The organism is Pedobacter panaciterrae, from assembly GCF_013204795.1.
GTDB lineage: Bacteria > Bacteroidota > Bacteroidia > Sphingobacteriales > Sphingobacteriaceae > Pedobacter > Pedobacter panaciterrae.
Window position 1 is genome coordinate 1616504 of sequence record NZ_JABMKW010000020.1, and the last position, 18771, is coordinate 1635274.

General features: G+C 38.3%; 19 protein-coding genes. 16 read left to right on the forward strand and 3 right to left on the reverse strand.

Annotation, left to right across the window (positions count from 1 at the left end; genetic code table 11):
- Window positions 1–64: 64 nt before the first annotated feature.
- The 9 genes from HQN86_RS25900 to HQN86_RS25940 all read left to right on the forward strand — a co-directional run bounded on the left by HQN86_RS25900 (window position 65) and on the right by HQN86_RS25940 (window position 9024).
- Window positions 65–541 (forward strand): MepB family protein, encoded by a 477-nt coding sequence (locus HQN86_RS25900; RefSeq protein ID WP_216854517.1) that lies wholly within the window; start codon window positions 65–67, stop codon window positions 539–541.
- A gap of 259 nt (window positions 542–800) precedes the next feature.
- The gene (locus tag HQN86_RS25905; RefSeq protein WP_172663733.1) at window positions 801–1163 is read left to right on the forward strand and encodes a DUF6266 family protein; all 363 of its coding nucleotides are present in this window, start codon (window positions 801–803) and stop codon (window positions 1161–1163) included.
- Between the two features lie 638 nt (window positions 1164–1801).
- A complete protein-coding gene (locus HQN86_RS25910) occupies window positions 1802–3967 on the forward strand; it encodes an Ig-like domain-containing protein (RefSeq protein WP_172663734.1) in 2166 nt (721 codons plus the stop codon).
- A gap of 35 nt (window positions 3968–4002) precedes the next feature.
- Window positions 4003–4716 carry a hypothetical protein gene (locus HQN86_RS25915; RefSeq protein ID WP_216854518.1) on the forward strand — a complete coding sequence of 238 codons (714 nt, stop codon included), beginning with the start codon at window positions 4003–4005 and terminating at the stop codon, window positions 4714–4716.
- A 24-nt stretch (window positions 4717–4740) separates the two neighbouring features.
- Window positions 4741–5691, forward strand: coding sequence for a T9SS type B sorting domain-containing protein (locus HQN86_RS25920; RefSeq protein WP_172663736.1), 951 nt, complete (start codon window positions 4741–4743; stop codon window positions 5689–5691).
- Window positions 5688–6677 carry a PorP/SprF family type IX secretion system membrane protein gene (locus HQN86_RS25925; protein ID WP_216854519.1) on the forward strand — a complete coding sequence of 330 codons (990 nt, stop codon included), beginning with the start codon at window positions 5688–5690 and terminating at the stop codon, window positions 6675–6677. Before HQN86_RS25920 ends, HQN86_RS25925 begins: the two co-directional genes overlap by 4 nt.
- 314 nt (window positions 6678–6991) lie before the next feature.
- Complete coding sequence (locus HQN86_RS25930) at window positions 6992–7903, forward strand: sensor histidine kinase (RefSeq protein WP_172663737.1); 912 nt, start codon at window positions 6992–6994, stop codon at window positions 7901–7903.
- Entirely contained in the window at window positions 7878–8639 is a 762-nt protein-coding gene (locus HQN86_RS25935; protein WP_172663738.1) for a LytR/AlgR family response regulator transcription factor, read from the forward strand. The genes HQN86_RS25930 and HQN86_RS25935 overlap by 26 nt, the downstream gene beginning before the upstream one ends.
- Window positions 8640–8787: 148 nt before the next feature.
- Complete coding sequence (locus HQN86_RS25940; RefSeq protein WP_172663739.1) at window positions 8788–9024, forward strand: hypothetical protein; 237 nt, start codon at window positions 8788–8790, stop codon at window positions 9022–9024.
- On the opposite strand, the gene HQN86_RS25945 is transcribed toward HQN86_RS25940, so the two are convergent.
- Window positions 9004–10116, reverse strand: a complete 1113-nt coding sequence (locus tag HQN86_RS25945; protein WP_172663740.1) for a Fic family protein — start codon at window positions 10114–10116, stop codon at window positions 9004–9006. The genes HQN86_RS25940 and HQN86_RS25945 overlap by 21 nt on opposite strands.
- Before the next feature lie 145 nt (window positions 10117–10261).
- Here HQN86_RS25945 and HQN86_RS25950 point away from each other — a divergent pair, with 145 nt between their 5' ends.
- From HQN86_RS25950 to HQN86_RS25980, 7 genes are all read left to right on the forward strand, one after another.
- Complete coding sequence (locus tag HQN86_RS25950; RefSeq protein WP_172663741.1) at window positions 10262–11389, forward strand: NAD(P)/FAD-dependent oxidoreductase; 1128 nt, start codon at window positions 10262–10264, stop codon at window positions 11387–11389.
- Window positions 11390–12121 (forward strand): methyltransferase domain-containing protein, encoded by a 732-nt coding sequence (locus tag HQN86_RS25955; protein ID WP_172663742.1) that lies wholly within the window; start codon window positions 11390–11392, stop codon window positions 12119–12121.
- Between the two features lie 12 nt (window positions 12122–12133).
- Window positions 12134–13186: a type III polyketide synthase gene (locus tag HQN86_RS25960; protein ID WP_172663743.1), complete on the forward strand. Its 1053-nt coding sequence runs from the start codon at window positions 12134–12136 to the stop codon at window positions 13184–13186.
- A gap of 122 nt (window positions 13187–13308) precedes the next feature.
- On the forward strand, window positions 13309–13755 hold the full coding sequence (locus tag HQN86_RS25965; RefSeq protein ID WP_172663744.1) for a 3-hydroxyacyl-ACP dehydratase FabZ family protein: 447 nt from the start codon (window positions 13309–13311) through the stop codon (window positions 13753–13755).
- Window positions 13748–15022, forward strand: coding sequence for a beta-ketoacyl-[acyl-carrier-protein] synthase family protein (locus HQN86_RS25970; RefSeq protein WP_172663745.1), 1275 nt, complete (start codon window positions 13748–13750; stop codon window positions 15020–15022). Before HQN86_RS25965 ends, HQN86_RS25970 begins: the two co-directional genes overlap by 8 nt.
- 1 nt (window position 15023) lies before the next feature.
- Window positions 15024–15278, forward strand: coding sequence for an acyl carrier protein (locus HQN86_RS25975; RefSeq protein ID WP_172663746.1), 255 nt, complete (start codon window positions 15024–15026; stop codon window positions 15276–15278).
- The gene (locus HQN86_RS25980) at window positions 15275–15739 is read left to right on the forward strand and encodes a 4'-phosphopantetheinyl transferase family protein (protein WP_172663747.1); all 465 of its coding nucleotides are present in this window, start codon (window positions 15275–15277) and stop codon (window positions 15737–15739) included. The genes HQN86_RS25975 and HQN86_RS25980 overlap by 4 nt, the downstream gene beginning before the upstream one ends.
- On the opposite strand, the gene HQN86_RS25985 is transcribed toward HQN86_RS25980, so the two are convergent.
- A complete protein-coding gene (locus tag HQN86_RS25985; protein WP_048904584.1) occupies window positions 15734–16612 on the reverse strand; it encodes a Ppx/GppA phosphatase family protein in 879 nt (292 codons plus the stop codon). The two genes, HQN86_RS25980 and HQN86_RS25985, sit on opposite strands and share 6 nt — an antisense overlap.
- Before the next feature lie 4 nt (window positions 16613–16616).
- The gene (gene ppk1 / locus HQN86_RS25990; protein WP_172663748.1) at window positions 16617–18671 is read right to left on the reverse strand and encodes a polyphosphate kinase 1; all 2055 of its coding nucleotides are present in this window, start codon (window positions 18669–18671) and stop codon (window positions 16617–16619) included.
- Window positions 18672–18771: the final 100 nt, after the last annotated feature.

Genomic DNA, 18771 nt, shown 5'->3' on the forward strand with positions numbered 1-18771 from the left:
CATCTTGTCTCCTACAACAATTATTCATGATAGAAGTTTAGATTTGTAGAATAATAAATTTATTTTGGAGGAGCACACTACGTCAAAAATTTTTCATGAAGAGTTTTATGAAACAGGAAAAGAACTGTATGCCAAATATGGTGCTGAACTTAGGACAATCAGTTCAAGAGAAAGTGCAGACTACGGGGCACGCAATTTTAAACTACCAGGAAAAACTATTGAATTTAGAGTCTCTAAAGTTACCCCTAAAAAAGTAGGTCAATTTGTTGCTATTTGGAGAAGAAATGAACAAGGTTTAACCCAGCCTTTTGAAGAAACAGACGAGATAGATTTTATGGTAATCAGCTCAAAAACTGAGCATAATTTTGGACTATTTGTTTTTCCAAAATCCATTCTTATTGGGCAGGGAATTATCACAAGCAAGAATAAAAACGGGAAACGAGGAATCAGAGTTTATCCGCCCTGGGACAAACCAACAAATAAACAGGCTCAAAAAACTCAAAGCTGGCAAATAAAGTATTTCGTCCAAAACTTGACGTAAATAGATCAGAGTCCTAGTAGGCGACATAGTTTTAAAATGATTATCTCATGGTTTACTACATCCCCAAAGTTCCATACATAATAATCATACACAGTGGTCTGAACTCATTACCCTCACGTTGTCAAAGATCGACAAGCTGATAAACACTGGTTTTAAGGCTTTTGTAAAAAACAACACACCTGTAAATGCGGCTTATAAATACAACTCAGACCATCCTTTTATTAAGCAAGGCGAGCATTTTTTGCTCAACTAACCTAAGTTGGTATATAGCAGAGGGCATGTAGTTACTCCCGATGGTATACAGATCTCATCAGCCGAAGGGAAGATTACTTTTACCTGGCTGCCACAAAAACAGTCAACATATTGCCAATTTACCGATCTGGCGAGTTTTCTGGTGTACAATCCAGAAAAGGAAAGGGCAGTTATTTCGCAGGGCAAAGTGAATAGGTATGCGCAAAACTTTGCAATGGAAATACCTGCAGATCATCTGGGCGATACGGTCCATTACTATATCAGCTTTGCCTCGGCCAATGGAAAGTTGCAGGGCGATAGTTTGTATGTAGGCGAGAAACGGTGGGGTAACGCTCTCTATTTCGCTATATATGGGCGCAAAAAGCATTAAAAGTTGCTGTAGTTACATAGCAACAAGGCATCCATATCGCATAAACCCTTTATCAGCAAGTAAATTTGTGGATTTTTTTGACGAAGAGATACTAAAGTTTTGGAGAGCCCTTGAGGAGTATTGCTGGACAGATTGCCACTACGTCTAGTAAAACACACAATCCACTCCTCACATTAACTGTCGATTAAGAAAAAGACAGTTTTTGTTGTTATTCAAGAATCGTAATAAAGCCCCCCTATTTGTGTTGATATGTGGATTTGGGTTTTTGAACGAAAATTCACTCCCCCTAGTATACTTTAGGAAGAAAACTCCTCAACAGAATATGCAAGTGCATAACAATTTGTTTATGCTTGAATATTGAATAAAATGAACAAAATCAGAACTTATTCAAAACAAACTGTATTACAATAATTTAAGAACAAAAACCTCTCACTGACTTCCATTTCCCTCCGTTAAATAGTAACCTAAACGAAACTAAAACTGAATATAATGAACAAAAATCATTGAAAGAACTGTAATAAGTTTGCTATACCATACATCAAGGTAATTTTTTGTCCTAAAAATTATTCACTGATAGTATAGATTAAACTAATTTACCGCTCATAACCTTGAAAGCTTGTCGCTCATATGTTCAACTTTTGGGATTACTGTTAACAGTGATGTTGATGGTTTTTGGGGGCGAGGTGAAGGGGCAGACTTCGAACATTTATGCAACTTATGTAGGTCCCCCACCAACCAATACAGGTGGAAGTGCAGGGGCAGGGGGAAACGGTGGCTTCGGGGGGAGTAATGGAGTTATCGGCTCTTTCACCATAACTGGCCACAGCAATATTAACGATGCCGACCTGACCAATTTTGCTACACTAGCTCCCATAAGTGGTCAGGGAGGAGGACTGTTGGGAAGCACCGGGGGAACATCCTCTGCATACATCAATTTAAATTTCTCAGGGGCCATTTTACCAAAAACCGGCACGTCCATAATAATTAAACTAACAGCTGGAACTTTAAGCGGAGTTCAGGTACAGGCTTATAATGGTATTACTGCCCTTGGCAGTGCACAGTCATTTTCATCCCTACCGCTAAAAGGTACAAATGAATATGTATTTATTACTCCAGCAGATTGTAACAGCATAAGAATTACATCCACCACTTCTGCTGGTGCTCTACTAGGTGGGATCTCCACAAATTCAACAAATATTTACTACGCTTATATCCTTGATCCAAATTGCAATCCACCCGTTTATACAGCTATCAGAAAAACTACAATACTTGATCTGGGCTCTGCAATTAGCAACGAAACAAATGCCATTGATGGAAACCTGAATACCTTCTCCTTGTTTTCAAATGGTTTAGGTGTGGGAACAACATTGTACCAGACTGTTTATTTTTCCCAACCCTCACCTACGGGCAGCGTAGCCACATTAACCCTTTCCATTCCTCCGGCTGTCATATCTGCTGGTGTACTGGGCTACATAAATATCAACACCTACAACGGAGCAACGCTGGTCAGTAATACTTCATTCAGTGGATTATTGCTTGGAACCGATCTATTAACATTATTGAATTCAGGTGGAAAAACCACAATTTCCATTGCCCCTCCATCAGCATTTGACCGTGTAGAGCTCTCAGCAAGTTCCCTCTTAAACCTAGCAACAAGTCTAAACCTATATGAGGTACAGATAACCCCTCCAAAACCAACTTTTACAGCCCCCGGTTCAACCCCTGCTGTAATAATTTGTTCAGGAACATCCGTAACGCTTAAACCTGATGCGCCAGATTCAGGAAATGAATTGCGGTGGTATGATTCTTTAACTTCAACAACATTATTAGCCAACACCAATACTTATACGCCTACTCCATCACTTACAGCAACCAAAACCTACTATGTGGCAACCGCAAGAACAAATTGTAATGCTGAATCAGAAAGAGTTCCAATAATCGTTACCGTAAATCCTCTCCCAACTGTTTCTGCAATTATTGGTAACGCAAATATTTGCGTGGGTGTTGGTTATACATTTACCAATACGAGTGAAGATCCAGGTGTTTGGAGTACTAATAACTCTTCAGTAGCCACTGTTGATGGTACTGGATTTGTAAAAGGTGTTTCTGTTGGAACAGCTAGCATCACATATACTATTACCAATACAACTACACATTGTAGCAATTCAACTTCTTTCACTGTTGATGTATCTCCACTCCCAACAATATCTTTAGGAAATATTCCAGCCATATGTAAAGGGACTACAGCAGCCACCTTACCTTATACTGCTGTTTCTTCCGGTAGTCTTAAATATGACATCATTTGGAATACAACAAGTTTAACCAATGTTAGCGGAGCTGATCTTCCTACGAGTCCAATTCAATTGAGTATCCCTTCAAATGCACCTGTTGGTACATATACAGGAACTTTTAGTATCCGGAATACAACAAGCAATTGTACTAATTCATATCCAATAAGTTTAATGATCAACCAATCACCAGTCATTATTGTAATCACAAATCCAACTGCTTGTAAAGGAATAACAAACGCAACATTAACTTACACATCTACATATAGTCCAACCAGCTACAGCATCAATTGGGATTCCGCAGCAATAACAGATGGTTTTGTGAATGTATCATCTGATACTCCCTTACCAGCTTCTAATATAAGCATTATTGTTCCCACAACAGCAAATGTAACTACTTATGCTGGGACAATAAGTGTTAAAAATGCGAATGGTTGTATAAGCCCCCCTGTAACTTTTAACATGATCATACACCCTAAACCACCTCTTCCACAAGTAAACATAACTTCTAATTAATAAACAATTAACGTAAAACTTAAAATCAAAAAGACATGAAAACAAAAATTACATTTTTAAAAATGAGCTTCTTATTAGCTTCATTTTTAATCACTTCAACATCTGCAATGGCAGCGACATTTTATACTTGCTCTGGAACAACCCTAAATTTAGGTGTAACAAATTTACCAGCAGGAACTTCAGCTTTGTGGGATGTCAAGAAAGATGGAACTCAATTCGCTGGTTATCCCTCTGCCACCGCACCAACTTCGTTTACAGATCCAGGAAGTTACGAAGTGATACTAGTTTCGCAGACAGATGCAGCCTCAGGGCAATGTTCTTCCGATCCTGTAAGCAACACAATAATCATACTCCCTCCATTGGCATTTTCATTAAACGCACCTTCTGTTCCTGCCTATTGCCAATCCAACAACACGGTTAATTCTTCTGATATCACTCAAACAGGAGCTGCATTATCTCCAGTAAGCGGATCAGATCTAGTTTTAGAATATACTTATAGCGTTAATAATGGAACCACAACTGTAGATGGGAGTACCGTTGGTACTATTGACCAAGCTACTGGAAAGTTTACACTAACAACAACTACTCCAGGTGTCTATGTAATTACAGGAAAGGTAAAATATAAACAAGCAACAACGTTTACGAATACACTTCTAGGTACAGGTTGCGAGGTTACAGCTACAACAACTCAAACAGTCACAGTAACTCAAACTCCTGGTCAACCTACAGTTACTATTACAGCACCATAATTTAAATATTAAGGTCAGAGCTTTATGTCTAACAGAAAAATAAGTTTTGTGTCAAGTATGCTGTTGCTCAGTGCAACGGCATGCTTTGCGCAATCTTCTGGTCCGCAAACGGTGAATCTCCCGCAGGGGGCTTCTTTAAAGTTGCGGGCAAATTCTGTTAACGCATCAACCTATCAATGGCTTAAAGACAATCAAATTGTAAGTGGCGCTATTGGCCAGGAATTTACAGTATTTGTTTCTGGAACATACACTGTAATATCTTATAACACCGAAGGCTGTGCTTCCGATATTTCAGAGGCTGTCATCGTTGTAGGCGGAACAACTCCTCCTATTATTCTCAAAGCTGATATGATGGTTACCAAAACATCAGAAAACAGGGCTTTAACACTTAACGACTCATTCGATTACACCATTAACGTAAAAAACAATGGGACCGATAAGGCAACCAACATTAAGGTTACAGATGAGCTACCTCCCGAGGTCGAATTTCAGCAACTAACCCCTACTGCCGGTAGTAATGCAAGGTATAGCTTTGCAACCAGGACTGTGCTTTGGGAAATTGATAGCCTGCAAAATGGCGAATCTGCAGATTTAAGGATAAAAACTAAAGCTCTTAAAGCCGGTGTTATTTACAACACGGCAAAGGTCTCGGCTGATCAGTCAGATCCAAATATGGCTAATAACGTTTCCACTGCCAGTACTTCGGTAGCAGGTATTATTATACCAAACGTGTTTACGCCAAACGGAGATAATAAAAATGAAACCTTTGAAATACCAGGCGTACAAGCGTTTGAAAATGAAATCACCATCCTAAACAGATGGGGAGGAACTGTATACTTCAAAAAAGGCTACAATAACGAATGGACCGGACGAGGGCTTAATGAAGGTACTTATTTCTATGTACTAAGACTAAAAATAGGCACCAAATGGGAAATCTATAAAGGCTATATCACTTTATTAAGGGGCAAACAATGATGAAAAGAATCATACTTCTGTTTTTAGCATCTATTGGAATTGTGTGTAGCTCAAGTGCACAGCAAGACAGTCAGTTTACACAGTACATTTTCAATACAATCCATATTAATCCTGCTTATACAGGATATAAAAAAGAACTATACATACAGGCTTTTTATCGTGCACAATGGGTAGGCGTAAGAGGTGCACCAACAACAGTTTCAGTAGCTGTAGATGGTGCTATTGACGACGGAAATGTTGGTCTTGGATTCATCGCTTCAAACGATAAGATCGGTGCGCAAAAAAACCTTTCTGCATATGCAAACTATGCCTATAAAATTCAACTGGGTTATGATGAAAATTCCAGACTCTCTTTTGGTTTGGCAGCAGGTGTAATGCAACTTGGCCTTGATGGAGATAAATTAACCAGCATAGATCCCGATGATGAGGTTATCCCTACTGGAATGCAAACCAGATTTTTCCCTGATGCAAGGGCTGGTATTTACTACTCTAATGAAAAATATTTCGCCGGACTTTCGGCAAGTAACCTGATAGCAAGCTGGGCTGCAAAAAACTATAGCAACAATCTTCTTGTTCCTGTTCCGCAGCCGCACATATTTTTAACTGCAGGCGCTTTAATACCCATTACTTACGGATGGGCGTTAAAACCTGTTATTTTATTAAAAGACGACATAAAGGGTCCTACTTCTTTGGATGTTAACGCCTTCCTCCTACTCAATGAAAAGGTATGGATAGGTGGTTTTTATAGAACCACGGTTCCTTTGTACAACAAAAAATTCCTGCAAAAAGACCTCACTAAAAAGAATGCGCTGGGCATGATGTTCGAACTCTTTGCTACAGACAACCTAAGAGTCGGCTATTCTTACGACTATTCTCTAAACAAACTTCAGTACTACAACTATGGCAGTCATGAGTTTTCAGTAGGCATTTATTTAGGCCCCAGAAATATGCGAAAAATCAGATCATCCAGATGTTATGATTTTTAAAAGGACTATTCAGGTATTATTTTGTCCGTTTGAGCACTAAACATCTTTAATTCAAATGCCAAACCCTTCATTTTTGTAAGCACATAATTTCATGTGAACTTTGCGAGCTTTGTGATAAAATAAAAGTTCTTCGTTAATCATGAATATATTTGTACTAAATGAAAACGAAACTTCCTCTTAAAAATTTAATAAAAATAAGCTGCTGTTTTACTACAGCCGTCAGTTTGTTTTTATTTCTTTCTTCTTTTATTCAAGAAGGGGAACTGTATGGCTCTCTGGTAAAATGTTTATTTTTCCAACTGCTGCTCACGTTAATGTGCTTATCTAACATTCGTCTGTTAGTGGTTTTTGGCGATGAGAAATCGCCTCCGATAAGCAAAAGCACCAAAAAGTTTTACCTGGCAAGTTTTGTGATGAGTGCGGTAATAATTATATGTATTTACTGGCTTGGGCAATACCTTACTTTTCGCGGTATTATAGAACAACACGAACCATTTAGGGTTAGAGGTAATGTAATTTATCTGTACCTCAGTTTACAGGGATTCTTTATCAATGGTATTGTTTTGCTACTCCAAAACTTCATTATTGTACAAGATTCTAATAACCAGGTACAATTGGAGAACTCACGTTTAATTGCAGCAAGGTCTCAGGCGGCTAATGAATTATTACTTCAGCAAATACATCCGCATTTTCTGTTTAATGCCCTCAACATATTAAAATCTCTAATTAAAAGAAGTCCCGATAAAGCTGAGGATTATTTACTCCGTTTGTCTGACTTCTTACGTGTTTCCATATCGGGCAACAAAAGCGGAATAGCATCACTGAATGATGAGCTGAAATTATGTGCAGATTACCTGGAGATGCAAAAAGTAAGGTTTGGTGAGGCCCTGAGTTTTAATTTAGACATACAAGAGAAAGAAAGCTCAGGATTAGTACTTCCGGTTTTTTCGCTTCAACCGCTTCTGGAGAATGTGATTAAGCATAATGAACTAACGGATGCTGCTCCGCTGAATATAAATATCAAACAAAATGGCAACTGGATCAGTGTAACTAATAACATCCAGCTTAAGTCGAACCTGGAACATTCTACCGGTAGTGGTTTGGCTAATCTTGCAGAAAGATATAACCTGTTATCTGGTGATGAGATTGATATCAGAGATGATGGACTTACCTTTTCTGTTAGCTTAAAAATATTAAAACATGAAGATTGTAATTATAGAAGATGAACAAATAACAGCTGAGGATCTTGCTGATCTAATCATCAGATTACAACCTAATGCTCAAATTGTTGCAAGCCTAAGATCGGTAAAGGAATCACTGCATTATTTTAGAACGCATGGCATGCCTGATCTTATCTTTAGTGATATTCAACTTGGTGATGGATTAAGTTTCGACATATTTAAAGCTGTTGAGGTTACAGCTCCTATTATTTTTTGTACCGCTTATGATGAATATGCATTCAACGCTTTTCGCACAACAGGTATAGATTATATATTGAAACCAATCGTTTCATCAACAGTTGAACAGGCGCTAAAAAAATATCAAACCTTACGCAAGGAATTTACCACTTCGGCGGTTTCTTATGATTCTATTTTAGATCTGTTTGCAAACAAACCTGTGCAGAAAACATTTTCTATTTTAGTTACCCATAAAGACAAGATCATTCCTGTAAAAATGGAACACATTGCTCTGTTTTATATTAAACATGAAGAAACCTGTTTGTTTACTTTTGACGACAAAACGTATGCGGTTAGCAAGAAAATGGAAGAGCTGGAACGTATTTGTGGTGACGATTTTTTTAGGGTAAACCGACAGTGCCTGTTAAACAGAACAGCGGTTAAAGATGCCGCTCATTTTTTCTCTCGTAAGCTGATTATAAACCTCTTAGTTCCATTTAAGGAAACCATCACCATAAGCAAAGAAAAAACTCCTCAATTTTTAGACTGGCTTGCCAGAAAATAAATATACGTTTACAATTCAGCTTCAATTTTGTCCGTTTCGGTGTAAATTCTCTTTTCTTAAATTCACAAATCAACCATCTTTATATGTGTTAGGTTGAGGCAATGAGGATTGCAACCTGATAATTGTTAGACACAATCAATGAAGAGTGATGAACATAATTATTTTTAAAACCTCGGTACGGGACAAAAATGATCTTAGTACCATTAGGCGTAAGATGGACAATCTGCTTGGCACAAAAAACTGGACTTTTGCATTAGAGGATGAAGATAAAATCCTTAGGGTAGTTAGCGCCAGTTCCTATGTACCTGCCATCAGAAAAATTTTAATGAAATATGGCTTTATTTGCGAGGAATTGCCCTATTCTTTAGATGAGTTTAAAGTTTAGGTCATAATGCACACTACGCCCACTTCCGGCGGCTATTAAAATTTCTAAATCACTTAGTTCCTGCAAATCGCGTGTGGCTGTGGCTTTTGATGTTTTTGTAATTGAGATGTATTTTTTTGCTGTCATCCCTCCTTTAAATCCTTCGGTACCTGCATCTAACATTTTGATGATCGCTTTCTGCTGACGACTATTTAATTGTTCTTTATATTTATCAAAGAATCTGGTTTTCTGCAACGTAAAATTTACTAACGTTTTTGCTTTCCGTTGAGCAGTTAATGCTACTGAAACAAAATAGTTTATCCATTCAGAAATGTCATTACTTTGCTGGGCTTTTTTAAGCGCTGCATAATAGGCAGCTCGATCTATCTCAATCGCTTCAGAGAGACTAAGTAAAACCGGCCTTCCAAGAGTTTGAGAAAGTGCTTTCTCGGCAATTGCTCTTCCTATTCTCCCATTTCCATCTTCAAGTGGGTGTATTGATTCAAAATACAAATGGGCAATTGCAGATCTAACGGGCGCACTGTTAATTTCCCGAGATCCTCCTGGAGCTGTTTGATTAAACCATTCTATAAAATGCTCCATTTCTGCTGGCACCCGACTTGAAGGCGGGGCTTCAAAATGAACCGTTTCACTTCCAATTCTACCAGATATAACCTGCATTGGCTCGTCACCTTTTCTCCATGCTCCAATTCTTATTCTATTTGATGAACCCAAAAGGGCTTTATGCCACTCCCATATTTTTTTTTGAGTAAGTGGTTCTTTAAATGAATTTCGAACATCAATCATAAGTTCGCCAATCCCTGATGCTCTTCTGTCGTGCACAACATCAGATGGAATATTAAGTCCAAGATTATTACGAATGGAGGACATAATTTCCTGCCGGCTTAAAAACTCGCCTTCAATTTCAGAAGTCTTCACCGCTTCTGATATCATAATCTGCAACAATGCTTCTTGCTGAATGTCTGGTGGCAAAGTTTGTAATATGCCGTTCACTTCACCTGTTTCCAGTGTAAAGGCGTATAACATAGCCTCGCTTTTATTAAGCTGAATCTTAAAATCTGGCCAATCCGGTAGTTCCCAATTATATCTCATGAGCCGATTATTTTTACTAATCGGCTCAAATATAGTGAATTTATGAGCCGATTAGTAAAAATAATCGGCTCATAAATTCACTATGACTTTTAACGAACAATAACAGTTTTATACTGTTATGTAATCACTAAGTTCGTTACCTGCTGTGAAATCAGAAAAAAAAGATATAATTATAGTTGGTGGTGGCTTAGCCGGATTAACCTGTGCAATACATTTGCTAAAATCAGGATTTGGCGTTACCCTAATAGAAAAAAACCATTACCCGCAGCATAGGGTTTGCGGCGAATACATTTCAAATGAGGTTATTCCGTATTTGAAATGGCTTGATGCTGACCCGGCCGGGCTAAATCCAACAGAAATTACCCGATTGTCTATTTCTTCTGCCAACGGCAAAACAATAAACACAGAATTGCCGCTCGGCGGTTTTGGAATTAGCCGCTTTGCACTTGATCATTTTCTTTACCAAAAGGCGTTGCAAAATGGATGCACTTTCATAAATGATACTGTAACCGCTATTGATTTCAAGGATGATGTATTTAGCATTAGCACAGCCAAAACTGGTTTGCTTAACGCAAAAATTGCAATTGGCGCTTTTGGAAAAAGATCATCATTAGATCAAAAAATGGAACGGGGACTTATTCAAAAAAAATCGCCGTGGCTCGCAGTAAAAGCACACTACAAGGGCGATTTTCCGGATGATCTGGTTGCACTTCATAATTTTAAAGGAGGGTATTGTGGCGTTTCTAAAGTTGAAAACGACCGCATTAACATCTGTTACCTAACAGATTACCAAAGCTTTAAAGCGCATAAAAACATTACAGATTTTCAAAAACAAGTACTTTACAAAAACCCTCATTTAAAAGAAGTATTTGAAAACTGCATTCCATTGTTTGATCAACCGCTAACCATAAGTCAGATTTCTTTCGAGAAAAAAGAGTCTGTTTATAACCATATTTTAATGGTTGGAGATACCGCAGGTTTAATCCATCCTTTGTGTGGAAACGGGATGGCAATGGCCATCCACAGCGCCAAACTTTGTGCAGAATTAACCATTCAATTTTTGAATGGCAATATCTCATCAAGAAATCTATTAGAAGAAAAATATGAAAAAGTATGGAACCTGAATTTCAAAAATAGACTGGCCGTGGGGAAACTCTTGTCGGGGATTATAAGAAAAGGAAAACTCTTCGCTCCATTGTTAAATCTATTGATTAAATTCCCTTCTATATTACCTCAAATTATTAAAAAGACTCACGGAAAACCAATTATTTAAATGCTTGTAAACACCAGTCGAAGAAGCGAAGCACCTGAAATAATGGATAATTTCTCTATGGAAGGAGAAATACTAAGAGACGCTTTAGACAAAATTGCAAGCATAAACAGGTTGCTGGGCGGAAACAAAGTAACCTTGCAGGGCGTGATAACCTTAATAAAAAACACCGGGACTTTTAGCAATAATACCGCAAAAGAGATTAGCATTTTAGATGTAGGTTGTGGGAATGGTGATATGCTGAGAACCCTTGCAGATTATGCTGCCAAAAATAATTTAAAGTTTAAACTAATTGGAATTGATGCCAACAATTATACCATTGGCCATGCGCAGCAGTTATCCAAAAACTACCCAAACATTAGCTACGTATGTACAGATATTTTCAATGAAATTGAACAACAAAGCACTTACGATGTTATCCTTTGTACATTAACCCTTCACCATTTCAAAAATCCGGAAATACTGAAACTGATGAACGGTTTTAGAAATCAGGCAGAGATGGGTATTGTGGTTAACGATTTACATAGAAGTGCTATTGCTTATTACCTGTTTTTGGCGATATGCTTTGTTTTCAGGCTCAATAAAATGTCTAAAGATGATGGATTGGTTTCGATACTTAGGGGTTTTAAAAAGGCCGAGCTCCAATCTTATTCCAGGGAACTGGACTTTAAAAAATATACGGTAAAATGGAAATGGGCATTTCGTTATCAATGGATAATTCCAACTTTCAATTAACAAAAACCATTTATGAGCGTAAAGATCAAAACCATTGCTAAGCTGCTGCCCCGGTATTCAAGAAAAACTGAAGAAATTATACCTTTTTTAGATTCTTGGTTAAGCGGACAAGATGAACGTTTCATTAGAAAAGTAAAAAAGATATTTGAAAACGCAGGGGTTGATCAGCGCTATTCAATCATGTCGCCTGAAGAAGTATTCAGCAACCTGACTTTTGAAGAAAGGAATAACATTTATGTAAGAGAGGGCATAAACCTTGCTACCGAATGCTTAAAAAAAGCTTTGAAAAAAGCGACATGGTTACCTGAAGATCTGGATTATATAATTACAGTGAGCTGCACGGGTATCATGATTCCTTCGTTAGATGCATACCTCATCAATACCTTAAATCTGAAACAAGATATCGTTCGCTTACCGGTTACAGAAATGGGATGTGCGGCTGGTGTTTCGGGCATGATATACGCCAATAATTTTCTGAAAGCCAATCCTGGGAAACGGGCTGCTGTTGTGGCATACGAATCGCCTACAGCAACATTTCAGGTAAATGATTTTTCTATGGCCAACATTGTTAGTGCGGCAATTTTTGGTGATGGCGTGGCTTGTGCGTTACTGTCATCTCATTCTGATGATGAGGGTCCGGAAATTATTGCGGATGAAATGTATCACTTCTACAATGCAGAACAGATGATGGGTTTTAAACTGGTAAACAGTGGTTTGCAAATGGTTTTGGATGTTGCAGTGCCTGATACGATAGAGAGTCATTTCCCTGATATAATCCATCCGTTTTTAGCGAAACACGAGTTAACGATAGATGATATCGATCATCTGATCTTTCATCCGGGGGGAAAAAAAATTGTTCAGCTTGTTGATGACTTATTTGGTAAATTAGATAAGAATATAGAAGATACTAAAGCGGTTTTAAGATTGTTTGGAAATATGTCGAGCGCCACGGTTATGTACGTTTTAGAACGCTTTATAGAGGGTGAGCAAAAGGCCGGAGATTTGGGGCTGATGTTAAGCTTTGGCCCGGGGTTTTCTGCGCAAAGAATATTGTTGAAATGGTGATTTAAAGTTAGTTTTGCGTCATCTCGAACGCAGAGAGATCTCTCTTGAAATCGCAATCATAAACAAGAGATCTCTCTGCGTTCGAGATGACAAGACGAAAATAAAAAAGATATAAACATAACATGAATAAAGAAGAAATTTTGGCCCACTTGCCTTACTCCAAACCGTTTTTATTTGTAGATGAAATACTTCATATTGATGAAAACGGATCAAGCGGAACTTTCACATTTGATAAAGATCTTGACTTTTACAAAGGTCACTTTAAAGATCATCCGGTTACACCCGGTGTAATTTTAACTGAAACAATGGCTCAAATTGGTTTGGTTTGTTTGGGGATATACCTTACAGGAAGTGCTGAAGGTGGTGTACCGGGACATGTAATGCTAACTTCTACTGCTATTGATTTTATGAAACCGGTATTCCCGGGAGAAAAAGTAAAGGTTGTTGCAGAAAAGGTGTATTTCCGCTTTAAAAAACTAAACTGTACTGTACAAATGCTAAATGATCAGCATGAAGTGGTATGCAAAGGCACAATAGCCGGAATGGTAACCAATAAAATGAATGGATAACAGAGTTGTTGTAACAGGATTAGGTGTTGTTGCCCCAAATGGAGTTGGCTTAACTGCATTTACCGATGCCATAAAAAACGGTACTTCGGGTATTAAACACGATCCTCTGTTAGAACAACTGCAGTTTTCTTGTCAGATAGCTGGTAAACCTGAACTGTCTGATGATTTTATTGCACAATATTTTACAGCCTTAGAACTAAGGAATTTTAACAGTACAGGCATCCTGTATGGCGTTATTGCCGGTATGGATGCCTGGAAAGATGCAGGCTTAACCATTACTGAAGGTGATGAACCTGATTGGGACTGCGGAACAATATTTGGAACCGGCACTTCGGGTATTGATAAATTCAGAGAGTCTATCTATAAAGTTGATGACTTGCAACTCAGGAAACTTGGCAGCACTGTAGTGGTGCAAACGATGGCTAGCGGAATCAGCGCTTACCTGGGCGGCAAGCTTGGATTGGGAAATCAGACAACCACAAACTCATCGGCCTGCATTACCGGTACAGAAAGCATTTTAATGGCTTATGAGCGAATTAAAACCGGGCAGGCGACAAAGATGCTCGCTGGCAGCACAAGCGACAGCGGGCCTTATATATGGGCCGGATTTGATGCAATGAAAGTTTGCACTTACAAACACAACTCATCTCCAGAACAAGGATCGCGACCAATGAGTGCCAGTGCAAGCGGCTTTGTGCCTGGAAGCGGTGCAGGAGCGATGGTTTTGGAATCGCTGGATAGTGCCCTAAAGCGAAACGCAACAATTTATGGGGAAATAATAGGAGGCCATATCAATTCAGGCGGACAAAGATGCACCGGAACAATGACAGCTCCAAATAGCATTGCTGTTCAACGCTGCATAAAAGGAGCCTTGCAAAATGCAGGCATTAAAGCCAGCGAAGTAGATGCCATTAACGGGCATCTTACAGCAACCTCTAAAGACGCCACAGAAATCCAGAACTGGAGTATCGCCTTGAATAGAAAAGGTTCAGATTTCCCCTATATCAACTCTTTAAAATCTACAATCGGCCATTGCCTAAGTGCCGCCGGAAGCATTGAATGTGTTGCTTCAATTTTACAATTGCATCATGATTTTATATTCCCGAATATCAATTGTGAAGATCTAAATCCAGAGATTAGCGACGCGATAGATTTCAATAGAATTCCGCAACAATTGTTGAACACAAATGTTAATATTGTGGCTAAAGCAAGCTTTGGATTTGGCGATGTAAATGCTTGTATTATCTTAAAAAAATACGCTAAATAATATGGACAGAGCAGAATTAATAGCGAGGCTTACGCCTATTATTGCTACCTATGCACAAGATAAAGATGCAGTAGCCTCAATAAATGAAACCACTGATTTCATTAAAGATCTGAAGATCAATTCTGCAAACCTGGTTGATGTAATTTTAGATGTTGAAGAGGAGTTTGATATCGAGATTGACAACCTATCTATGGAACGAATGCTAAATGTAAGTGCTGCAATGGAAATCATTGAGGATAAACTGAAAACAAAATGATAGGCAACGATATAGTAGATCTTGTACAGGCCGCGATAGATAGTAACTGGAAACGGAAGGGTTATCTGGATAAGATCTTTAACTCTGAGGAGCAATTTATGATCACCTCCGGCATTCATCCTTCTATGATCATATGGTTGCTATGGAGTATGAAAGAATCGGCCTATAAAATATATTCAAGGGAGGCTAAACTCCGTGAGTTTGCCCCGCTTAAACTTCAATGCAGCAACCTGATCATTCACAACGATACAGCCACCGGAAATGTTTCTTATGAGAATGAGCTATACTATACTGAAAGCTATTTTGATGAGCATTACCTTCACACTATAGCCTCAACAAAACTGGAAGAACTGGGAAAGGTTGAAATTAAGATAACCGACCATGCACTGTTTGATTACAAAAAAACCAAACCGGCATCGGTAAGTCACCATGGTGCATACCTTGCCTTAGTTTATTTATAAATTCTCTTCTATCAGCAGGTTAATTATTCCATCTACCAATCCAACTTTAGGTACGTAGATCTGTTTAATGCCTGTCCACTTCATTAAAGTAATGTAGATTTCGCAGGCTGGAATAATTACGTCGGCCCTATCCGGATTAAGACCAAACACACTAATCCTTTCCTTTAAAGAATGTCCGTTCAGTTGGTTGTACAATCCTTTTAATTTCAGGAATGATAGTGGCATCCCGTCCTTTTCGTCCGACATTCTGAACAACTTATTGATGTTTCCACCAGTTCCAATACCTGCCACATTTTTAAGGTTTTTTGTATTCTCTTTGACCCACAGCCGCATATCTTCCCAGGTCTCGTCCTTGTCCTGGTTGTCGAGGATTCGGATAGTACCTATATCGAAAGATTTAGACGCTACCGGCTCTTTGTTTACAAAAACCGAAAGTTCAGTACTACCTCCACCTACGTCTATATACAGATAGCTCTTTTTAGCATCCAGGTTTTCTTCGATATGGTTAGCGTAAATGATGTTTGCTTCTCGCTGGCCTTCAATAATCTCCAGATCAAGATCGGCAACTTCTTTAATCCTTTTTATCACCTCAGCTCCGTTCTCCGCTTCGCGCATTGCAGATGTAGCACAAGCAAGATATTCTGAAACGTGATAAACATCCATCAGATTTTTAAAAGCACTCATTGTTTTAACAAGGTCTTCTACTTTACGATCTGATAACCTGTGATCTAGAAACGCATCATCTCCCAGCCTTAATGGTACCCTTACCAGGGTATTCTTTTTATAACTATAGCCTTTTTCTGTTTTTGAGATATCAGCTATCAGTAACCTTACAGCGTTTGACCCTATATCTATTGCAGCGTATCTTAACATTGCTCTATTGGTGTTTATTTTTTAAGTAATTATAGGTTTGCACCTGCGCCCTAACTTTTGTTGTGAGTCTGTTTTTATGGTATTTGTTGTTGTTTAAGCGAGTAATATCCCGGGCCTTTACATTATCTTGTAGTTGAAACTCAATGATATCTCTTATTTCCTGTCGCACTTCTTCATCTAAAACCGGGAAGCCCACTTCTACCCTATGTTCAAAGTTCCTGCTCATCAGATCTGCAGACGAAAGAAACATTTCCTCTTTATTATTATTGCCAAATATGAATACCCTGGCATGCTCCAGAAACTTATCAATGATGCTTATAACAGTGATGTTTTCACTAAAGCCTTCTATGCCCGGAACAAGCGTGCAAATGCCGCGAACAATAAGTTTAACAATTACCCCTGCATTACTCGCCTCGTAAAGTTTCTCTACTATCCCTTCGTCTGCAAGGCTATTTACCTTTAAGATTAGGTAGGCCGTTTTGCCTTGCTTTGCAAACTTAATCTCTCTATCTATCAAACCATATATCTTGGTTCTGGATTCGAGTGGCGAAACAATCAGATGCTTAAATCCTTTTATGACCATCCTTTTGTTTAAAGCATTAAAAAGCTTAAGCAAATCCTGTGTAATTTCTTTTTTAGCGGTAAAAATACTGTGATCGCAATAGAGCTTAGCTGTTTTCTCATTAAAATTACCGGTAGCAAGATTGGCGTAGTAAACGGCTCGCCCCTTCTCCATTCTTTTAACCAGACAGATTTTTGAGTGTACTTTATAATCCGTTAAGCCGTAATTAACATGTACACCTTCCTCTTCTAATTTGCTTGTCCAGAATATGTTTGCCTGCTCATCAAACCTCGCTTTTAATTCAACCAGGCAATGAACCTTTTTACCATTTTTAGCTGCATTTATCAGGGCATTTACAACTCTGGAGTTTTCTGCCAATCGGTACAGTGTAATATTGATTTCTGTTACCTTAGGATCAATTGCGGCCTCACGTAAAAACAGAATGATATAATCGTAGGACTGATAAGGTAAATTGATCAGATAATCACGTTCGCTTAGTTTATTAAAGATGCTTTCGGTACGGTGTAGACCCGCTACTTTCAAAGGTGCATTTTTTGCATATTCCAGATCTTTAGAACCTACGTTTGGAAAGGCAATAAAATCTCCGAATTTATGATATCTGTTTCCGGGAATTAAACTTTCGGCCTCTATCTTAAGTTTAGAAATCAAAACCGTAAGCATCTCAAACGGCATCTCAGTATCGTAAAGAAGGCGCATTGGTTTACCCTTTTTACGTTTATCCAGACTGGTTTTCAGGTCTTCAACAAATTTGTCATTGATGTTTTTATCTATATCCAGCTCCGCATCTCTGGTGAGCTGAATAGAATATGCATCTATAACATCATAATTAAAAACATAGAAGATATCATCTAAACAGTACTTAATTATATCCTCGGCCAGGATGATAAATTTAAGTCCATTTGTTTCAGGCAGAACAAGGAACCTTGGCAAATCCGGAGGCAGCTCTATTAGTGCATACTTCTCGCTTTTCTTTGATGTTTTTTTTGAAAGCCGAACAAAGAAATATAAATATCGATCTTTAAGTTCCGGAAAGGGCTTATCCAGATCAATCATAATAGGAACAAGAGTTGAAAGTATTCTGTCTCTGAAATGGTTGCGAACAAATTCTCCACGTGCAACGTTAAGTTGCGTTTCGTTTAAAATAAAGATCCTGTTCTGTGCTAATTCATTTATTAGTGTTGCCTGAAAAAGCTGCTCAAACTTACGCTCCTGCTTTACAACAATGTTCTTTATCTCGTTTAAAATCTTTTTAGGGTTAAAGCCCAATAATGCTTTGGCCTTATCATTTAGGTTAGATAACCGGCTTAATGTGGCTACCCTTACCCGATAAAATTCCTCAAGGTTCGACGAGAAGATAGATAAAAACTTGATCCGTTCTATGAGCGGTACGGTTTCATCGGCAGCTTCTTGCAAAACCCGTTCGTTAAAATACAACCAACTGATCTCTCTGTTTAGAAACGGCGCCTTTTTTTTCATTAAATATTATTGGTCCTCAAAACTGCAAATTCTATTGTTAAGTAATTGTTAATTATTACTCAATTAATAGGTTTAAACTTAACTCTTAATCTAACCGGCC